Origin of the sequence: Planktothrix sp., from assembly GCF_046067725.1 — a bacterium.
Taxonomy (GTDB): Bacteria; Cyanobacteriota; Cyanobacteriia; order Cyanobacteriales; family Microcoleaceae; genus Planktothrix.
On record NZ_JBJUDF010000171.1, the window covers coordinates 1 to 8,748 of the forward strand.

At 37.5% G+C, this 8,748-nt stretch carries 7 protein-coding genes; 6 read left to right on the forward strand and 1 reads right to left on the reverse strand.

Annotated features, from left to right (window positions below):
- From polA to ACKPEB_RS10510, 5 genes are all read left to right on the forward strand, one after another.
- The coding region (polA, locus tag ACKPEB_RS10490) for a DNA polymerase I (RefSeq protein ID WP_408964827.1) at positions 1-2,648 on the forward strand (2,648 nt) is incomplete at its 5' end.
- A 104-nt stretch (positions 2,649-2,752) separates the two neighbouring features.
- Positions 2,753-3,151: a VanZ family protein gene (locus ACKPEB_RS10495; protein WP_408964828.1), complete on the forward strand. Its 399-nt coding sequence runs from the start codon at positions 2,753-2,755 to the stop codon at positions 3,149-3,151.
- A gap of 79 nt (positions 3,152-3,230) precedes the next feature.
- Complete coding sequence (locus ACKPEB_RS10500; protein ID WP_408964829.1) at positions 3,231-5,633, forward strand: GH116 family glycosyl hydrolase; 2,403 nt, start codon at positions 3,231-3,233, stop codon at positions 5,631-5,633.
- 52 nt (positions 5,634-5,685) lie between these two features.
- Positions 5,686-7,446, forward strand: a complete 1,761-nt coding sequence (locus tag ACKPEB_RS10505) for an ABC transporter ATP-binding protein (RefSeq protein ID WP_408964830.1) — start codon at positions 5,686-5,688, stop codon at positions 7,444-7,446.
- Between the two features lie 54 nt (positions 7,447-7,500).
- Positions 7,501-7,929, forward strand: a complete 429-nt coding sequence (locus tag ACKPEB_RS10510; RefSeq protein WP_408964831.1) for a hypothetical protein — start codon at positions 7,501-7,503, stop codon at positions 7,927-7,929.
- A gap of 20 nt (positions 7,930-7,949) precedes the next feature.
- Here the strand turns inward: ACKPEB_RS10510 and ACKPEB_RS10515 are convergent, their stop codons facing one another.
- Positions 7,950-8,426 (reverse strand): Dyp-type peroxidase, encoded by a 477-nt coding sequence (locus tag ACKPEB_RS10515; protein WP_408967574.1) that lies wholly within the window; start codon positions 8,424-8,426, stop codon positions 7,950-7,952.
- Here ACKPEB_RS10515 and ACKPEB_RS10520 point away from each other — a divergent pair.
- Positions 8,403-8,612 carry a hypothetical protein gene (locus tag ACKPEB_RS10520; protein WP_408969956.1) on the forward strand — a complete coding sequence of 70 codons (210 nt, stop codon included), beginning with the start codon at positions 8,403-8,405 and terminating at the stop codon, positions 8,610-8,612. The genes ACKPEB_RS10515 and ACKPEB_RS10520 overlap by 24 nt on opposite strands.
- Positions 8,613-8,748: the final 136 nt, after the last annotated feature.

Below are 8,748 nucleotides of genomic sequence, written 5' to 3' on the forward strand. Positions count from 1 at the left end.
ATAAAGCAGATCGCTCTGAAACACCTCAAGATTTTATTGAAGATGTACAGAATTTACAAGTTTTATTAGAAGCCTTTGATTTAAAAATTGTGACGGCTCCTGGCTATGAAGCGGATGATGTGTTAGGAACTTTAGCCAACATTGGAAGTCAGGGAGGATATCGAGTTAAAGTTTTATCGGGCGATCAAGATTTATTTCAATTAATTGATATTGAAAAACAGATTAGTATTTTACATTTAGAACCAGGGAAAGGCAGCGTTCCTACAGAATTTTTTGCTCAACAAGTTTATGAAAAATTGCAAATTTATCCGAATCAAGTGATTGATTATAAAGCATTGTGTGGAGATAAATCTGATAATATTCCAGGGGTGAAAGGGATTGGGAAAACAACGGCGGTTAAATTATTAAGTGAATATGGTTCCTTAGATAATATCTATGCTCATCTTGAAGATATTAAAGGGGCGACTCGGACAAAATTAGAGGAAGGAAAAGCTGATGCAGAACATTCTCAAACCTTAGCAAGAATTATTCAGGATGTTCCGTTAGACGTTTCGGTAGAAGAATGTCAATTAAAAGGGTTTGATCAAAGTAAAATTCAACCGATTTTAGAAAAATTAGCCTTTCAAACGTTTTTAGGGAAAATCAATCAAATTCAACAGCAATTTAAAGGAACAATTCAAGCGGAAGTTGTGGAAAATCCCGTTACTATTGGGGACGATATTGATTTTTGGACACCGGAAGAAACTACAGCCTATCAAGAACAGAAACGGTTAAATAGTCCTGTATCTAAAATTCAACTACGTTTAATTCAAACGCCAGACGCTTTAGAAGAGTTAGTTAATATTTTACAACAGCATACTGATGCTAATTATCCGGTTGCTTGGGATACGGAAACAACTTCTTTAGACTTTTTAAAAGCACAATTAGTGGGAATTGGTTGTTGTTGGGGAATAGAATCAACGGATGTGGCTTATATTCCGTTAAATCATACCCAAGGAACGAATTTAAACTTAACTACAACCTTGGATATTTTACGTCCGATTTTAGAAAGTGATCGCTATCCGAAAACCTTTCAAAATGCTAAATATGATCGGTTAATTTTTCGGGTTCATGGCATTAATTTACAAGGCGTTGTCTTTGATCCAATGTTAGCAGATTATATTTTAAACCCAGAAGCAAATCATAATTTAATTGATTTAAGTCTCAGACATTTAGAGTCAGCATTAATTGCTCCTAGTTATGATGAATTAGTCCCCAAAGGTAAAACTATTGCTGATATTAATATTAATCAAGTTGCTGAATATTGCGGAATGCAGGTTTATGTCACTTTCCAATTAGTACAAAAAATTAAATCACAATTGATGAATAAACCCCAACTACTGAAACTTTTAAGGGATATTGAACAGCCTTTAGAATGTGTTTTAGCAGATATGGAATATTGTGGAGTACATCTGGATATTGAATATTTGCAGACTTTGGCAAAACAATTAGATAAACAGTTAAAAATTATTGAAAATCAAGCTTATGAATTAGCGGAAGAAACCTTTAATTTAGGTTCACCCAAACAACTCAGCCAACTATTATTTGAAAAGTTGGGATTAAATACAAAAAAAACTCGACAAACGAAAACAGGTTATTCAACAGATGCTAATGTTTTAGAAAAATTACAAGGAGATCATCCGATTATTGATATTATTTTAGAATATCGAACCTTAGCCAAACTTAAGTCAACTTATGTGGACGCGTTACCGACAATGGTTGATGGACAACAACGCATTCATACTAATTTTAACCAAACCATTACCGCAACGGGACGGCTATCATCTTCTAACCCTAATTTACAGAATATTCCGATTAAAACAGAATTTTCACGCCAAATTAGAAAAGCATTTACAACGGAACCCAACTGGTTATTAGTATCAGCCGACTATTCCCAAATTGAACTCAGAATTTTAGCTCATTTAAGTCAAGAACCTATTTTATTAGACGCTTATCAAAATAATCAAGATGTTCATACCGTGACCGCTAAATTATTATTTGAAAAAGACACCGTAACCCCAGATGAACGACGGTTAGGGAAAACCATTAATTTTGGTGTAATCTATGGAATGGGAGCCCAACGATTTGCACGGGAAGCCAAGGTGAGTAGTTCAGAGGGTAAACAATTTATTGAACGATTTAACCAACGTTATTCTCAGGTTTTTGCTTATTTAGAAACCGTTAAAAAACAAGCTATTGCTCAAGGTTATGTCGAAACAATATTAGGGAGAAGACGCTATTTTGAGTTTCAAGGAAGCAGTCTTCAAACTTTAAGAGGAATTGATATCAACTCTATTGATTTAAGTCAATTAGGAAAAAAAATGGGTCAAAATGATGCCCAACTTTTAAGGGCTGCTGCTAACGCTCCCATTCAGGGTTCTAGTGCTGATATTATTAAAATGGCAATGGTACAAGTGCATCAATTATTAACTCAATATCAAGCTCGATTAGTATTACAAGTTCATGATGAATTAGTGTTTGAAATTCCTGAGACGGAATGGGAAGAAATTCAACCCAAAATTAAGAATATTATGGAACAAGTGCTTCCTTTAAGTGTTCCTTTAGTGGTGGATATTCACGCTGGACAGAATTGGATGGAAGCGAAATAAGTTAGGGTAGAAATACAAAATTAGGCATTTCTACTGTTAATCATCCGAAATTTTTAAGCAAGCTGTTTTAGATTGGAAATAAATCATGAATCAATGAATTTACAATGAAACGATTTCAAAAATTTTGGAAATTAGCCTGCTTCCTGTATTTTCTATTGCTATTGCTCATTGTCATTGCGGCGGATACAGGAAATTTACCCTATCAATTATTAGAAACAATTCCCAATTATGATATTTATGGACACTTTATTTTATATGGAATTGCATCGTTTTTAACCCATCTAGCTCTGGGAGGTAAAAAGATTATCATCTATAATATTTTTATTCCCTTGGGGCCGTTGTTATTTACTACAGTTACAATTGTAGAAGAAATGATGCAATCTTATATTCCGACTCGTACCTTTAGTTGGATTGATTTAACCTCAAGTTTAATCGGGATTGTTTTATTTTATTATTTGGCTGAATTATGGATATTTTATTATAAAAAACGATCTAGGGAATAAAATTCCTCTTGCCGATTGATCTCAATTGTGAGAAAATCCAAAACACCCCAAGGGTAAATTTCCTTTAACCATTAACCCCATGAGCAATCCCAACCCCATCCCTAATATTCCTGAGTCTACCTGGAGTCGCCCTATTGGTTTAGGGTGGGAAAATCCTTATACTGTTCGCTACGACTGTAATTTAGATGATGGCCCTTGGCACGGAATGCCCTTGGGGGGGTTGGGTGCAGGTTGTATTGGACGGTCTTCACGGGGAGAATTTAACCTTTGGCATTTGGACGGAGGAGAACATATTTTTCGCCATCTTCCGGCTTGTCAATTTAGCGTTTTTGAAGAAATCAACGGTCAGAAAAAAGCCTATTCTCTTTGTACAGAATCACCGGAAGATGGTAGTTTATCTGCCTGGAATTGGTATCCTAAAACTACGAATTCTTCAGAAAAAACCGGAACCTATCATGCGTTATATCCTCGCAGTTGGTTTGTTTATGAGAATGTATTTTCAACTCAATTAAGTTGTGAACAATTTTCTCCTATTTGGGCAAATAATTATCAAGAAAGTAGTTATCCAATTGCGATTTTTGAATGGACGGCTCATAACCCAACGGATGAACCCATTACGTTAAGTATTTTATTAACTTGGGAAAATACAATTGGATGGTTTACCAATACTTTAGCGAGTCCAAAAGTTAGAGTGAGAGAAGATGGAAGTCCGACTTATGAATATAAACCTCGATGGGGAGATAGCACCGGAAGTGTTAATCGATTGGTTGAAGATTTTCATCGTATTGGTTGTTTAATGACTCGTCTGAGTACCCATGAACAAGTGCAGGAAGGGGACGGACAAATGGCAATTGCCACCATTACAAATCCTGCGGTTGAAGTGTATTATCAAACTCGTTGGAACCCCACAGGAAGCGGAGAAGAGATTTGGCAATATTTTGCAGAAGATGGCACATTATTAGATCAAGAAAGTGAACATCCCGCTAAAGAAGGAGAACGAATTGCTGTTGGGTTAGCGGTTAAATTTACGATTCGACCCGGAAAAACACGCAAAATTCCCTTTTATTTAACCTGGGATTTACCCGTTACCACATTTGCATCAGGAATTAATTATTATCGTCGTTATACTGACTTTTTTGGTCGGAATGGTCGCAATGCGTGGTCAATGGTTCGCACGGCGATGAAGCATTCTGACACTTGGCGAGAACAAATTGAAGCTTGGCAAAACCCAATTTTACAACGTCAAGATTTACCCAATTGGTTTAAAATGGCGTTGTTTAATGAGTTATATTTACTAACGGATGGAGGAGCGATTTGGAGTGCCGCTGATGAACGAGATCCTTTCGGTCAATTTGGAGTTTTAGAATGTTTAGATTATTGTTGGTATGAAAGTTTAGATGTGCGATTATACGGTTCATTTTCTTTATTAATGTTATGGCCAGAGTTAGAAAAATCGATTTTAATTGCCTATTCCCGTGCTATTTCTCAAGGAGATAATACCCTTAAAATTATTGGTTATAATCAAGCTCCTGCGATTAGAAAAGCTGTGGGTGCAACTCCCCATGATTTAGGCGCGCCGAATGAACATCCTTGGGAAAAAACCAATTACACCAGTTATCAAGATTGCAATCTTTGGAAAGATTTACCCTCGGATTTTGTTCTGCAAGTCTATCGAGATTTTCTATTTACTGGCGCAACAGATTACGACTTTTTAAAAGAATGTTGGTCAGCTAGTGTTGAAACCCTAAATTATTTGAAAACTTTTGATTTAGATCAAGATTCTATTCCTGAAAATAGTGGTGCACCGGATCAAACTTTTGATGATTGGAGATTACAGGGAATTAGTGCCTATTGTGGCGGCTTATGGTTAGCAGCATTAGAGGCGGTGATTGCCATTGGTCAAACCTTAGAAAAAGCCGGATTATCAGAAAGTGTTCAACCGTCTCCTGATGCTGTCATTCCTACCTATCAAAATTGGTTAGAAACTGCTAAACCACTTTATCAAGAAACGTTGTGGAATGGTGAATATTATCGTTTAGATAGTGGCAGTGGTTCTGATGTGGTCATGGCGGATCAATTATGTGGTCAATTCTATGCCAAGTTATTAGAATTACCCGATATTGTTCCTGCTGAATGTACAATTTTAGCTTTAAAAACTATCTATAATTCCTGTTTTAAAAAGTTCCATAATGGACGATTAGGTGCCGCCAATGGTCTGAGACCCAATGGAGAACCTGTTAATCCTAAAGAAACTCATCCCTTAGAAGTTTGGACAGGAATTAATTTTGGGTTAGCTGCGTTTTTCATCCAAATGGGAATGAAAGCAGAAGCATTAGAATTAACGGAGGTTGTCGTTCAACAAATTTATGAACATGGCTTACAATTTCGCACCCCTGAAGCCATTACCGCCGTTGGAACCTTTCGCGCCTGTCATTATTTAAGAGCAATGGCAATTTGGGCAATTTACGATCAATTAAAGTAGGTTTTTGTGTAAAAATATGATAGGTTAAAAAAGGTGTTTTGGCGATCGCAACTTGAAACAAAAACAACCTTCTAGTTATAGGAAATTAATTCCTTATATTCGGACTCAATGGCAAACCATTGCTAAAGCTTTAGTTTGTACCCTTGCTTTTACCGTATTTTGGCCGTTATTAGCTTGGTTAGCGGGGAAAATGGCGGGATATATTGGTCAAGGAAATGTCACCGCCATTGCTCAATTAGCTGGGGTGGCGGCTGTGGTTTTCTTGGTGCGAGGAACCGTACAATATGGTCAAGATACCTTGATGGCAAAGGCGGCATTAACGATTTCTTTGGAGTTAAGAAAACAAGTTTATCGTCATTTACAACGGCTAAATATTGGTTATTTTGAAACAGCAAAAACAGGAGATCTCGCCTATCGCCTGACGGAAGATATTGACCGCATTGGCGAAGTGATTAATAAATTTTTTCATCAATTTATTCCTTGTATTTTACAGTTAATTGTGGTTTTGGGATATATGATTTATCTCAATTGGCAATTAACCTTTGCGACGTTAATTATTGCGCCGTTTATGGCGGTTTTAATTGGTTGGTTTGGGGAAAAACTATTAACTTTTACTCGCAATAGTCAAAACCGAGTTTCTAATTTAGCAGCGTTATTAACTGAAGTATTTGGCGGGATTCGGTTAGTTCAAGCTTTTGCCGCAGAAGAGTATGAAATTAATCGCTTTAGTTTAGAAGCCGAACAAAACCGCAAAGCTAAATATTTAGCTGAACAGGTGAAAGCATTACAATTTGTGGTCGTTGGCTTTTTAGAAGCGATGAGCGTGATTTTATTATTCTTTTTAGGAGGATGGCAAATTTCTCAGGGAAATTTAACCGGAAGTGGGTTTATTAGTTATATTGCAGCAGTAGCATTATTAATTGATCCAATCTCTTTAACCACCAGTAATTATAGTGATTTTAAACAAGGTCAGGCTTCCTGCGATCGCATTTTTGAACTATTAGCCGTTCAACCAACCGTATTAGAAAAACCGAATGCTTTTATTTTACCCCATGTCACCGGAAAAGTCGAATATTGTAACGTTAATTTTACTTATCCTAAAACCGATTTTTCTCAAAGCTTAGATCAAAATAAACCGGTTTTAGAAAATCTGAATTTATGTGTTAAACCGGGGGAAATGGTCGCCTTAGTCGGGCCATCAGGAGCCGGAAAAACAACGTTAGTGAGTTTATTACCCCGATTTTATGATTGTCAGTCCGGCGCGATTAAAATTGATGATATTGATATTCAAGAAGTCACTTTAAAAAGTCTACGGCGACAAATTGGGATTGTTCCTCAAGATATTACCTTATTTTCAGGAACTATTGCTCAAAATATTGCCTTTGGTCAAGCTTATTATGAATTAAAAGAAGTTGAAGACGCTGCCAAAATTGCTAATGCTCATTCTTTTATTATGCAGTTTCCTGATGGTTATCAAACCTTAGTTGGGGAACGAGGCGTGAATTTATCAGGGGGACAACGACAACGAATTGCGATCGCCAGAGCCGTTTTATTAAACCCCAGAATTTTAATTTTAGATGAAGCAACATCGGCGTTAGATTCAGAATCAGAAGCCTTAGTTCAGGAAGCCTTAGAACGATTAATGCAAGATCGAACGGTTTTTATTATTGCCCATCGTTTAGCAACGGTTAGGCGAGCCACTCGGATTTTAGTCTTAGAAAACGGTCAAATTCTTGAAACAGGAACCCATCAAGAACTATTAGATCAAGGGGAGCGTTACGCTCAGTTTTATGCTCAACAATTTAATTCATAAACCTCATTTATTAAAATTAAAACAGCCAATCCAGTTAAACAGCAGGAGGCCGAAATGGGATTAAACTCTTCACCAGATGATTCAACATTTAAGGCTCAAGTGCAACAATTGCATCGACTCACGGTTTATACCCGATGGTTAGTGATCGCAATCTTATGGACGACAGTAGCACCCTTGAGTTTGTGGGCGTTGCGGGAAGAAATTGCCCTTTGGCAAAACCATTTTACCTGGTCGGCTGTCCGCTATGGTTTAGCGTATCATCGTTTTGCTGCCTTGGGGTTAGGGTTATGTATAGGTCTGACAACTGCAACCTTAGTCTGGCATAGTCGCAACATTTTATTCGGACTTCCTGCAGTTGATCAACGCCGTTTAGAACAGCAAGTCTCTAAAATTCTTCAACAGGGGCCAAGTCATCCCTTTTGGAAGTGGGTGATTTCAACCCCAGATCAACAAAAATCAAAGCATTTCAGGGACTCGGTTTGAGACATCCGAACCAATCAATACTAGAGTCCAATGGTTTTGAGAAAGCTAATACTAGGAGCAAAAAAGTATTCACCGCCTTTCATTTTCACCCACAGTTGAAAGCTATGTTCTTCAAAATTCGGTTCTCCCCATTGGGTCGGCCATTGTTGAGTCGCTGCGGGTTGACCAATCAGGGGATCTGGCCCAACATTAACTTTAACAAAGTTTTTTTGATTAGCCCATGCGGATTGCATAAAATTGAACTGATTTTCAATATTCGCTTGAAAGCACAAAAACAGCATTCCTGATCCGGTTTCTGGCTCATTGCTGAGGTCATCTTCTCCGAAACTGACACCCCGACGCACAATCCGATGATGGCGTTCTGTATTTAAGGAATCTTCGTAACTGACAGAGGATTCCACCCGTCCGGTATCTCCCCTGGGGTTCATTTTACGGAGATGAGCATGAAATGGACACTTGCTTCCTTGAGTATCATGGCTGTAATCAAAGTCATTCATCGTATCCAATGGTCGGATCGGGTTGGCGTTGTAAAAGGTTCCCTGGAAGCATCATGGGTTTTGATGGACTCCTGGCAACTGACAGGAACCCATACAGAAAAACATCAACTGTGTGAATTTTATCGTTACAATCCATTGGTTTTGAAAATGGTGGCTGTAATATTCCTGAATCTCAAATTCGATTGATTGTACAGCCATTAATTAAACAACTCAAACACTCATTGCCAACCTCCCAAATGCTAGAGCAACATTTTCAATTAATTTTTTCAGCTTTGCGTTGTACCCCAGTTGCTACGGGCGGTTATGGTATTTATAATTTCAT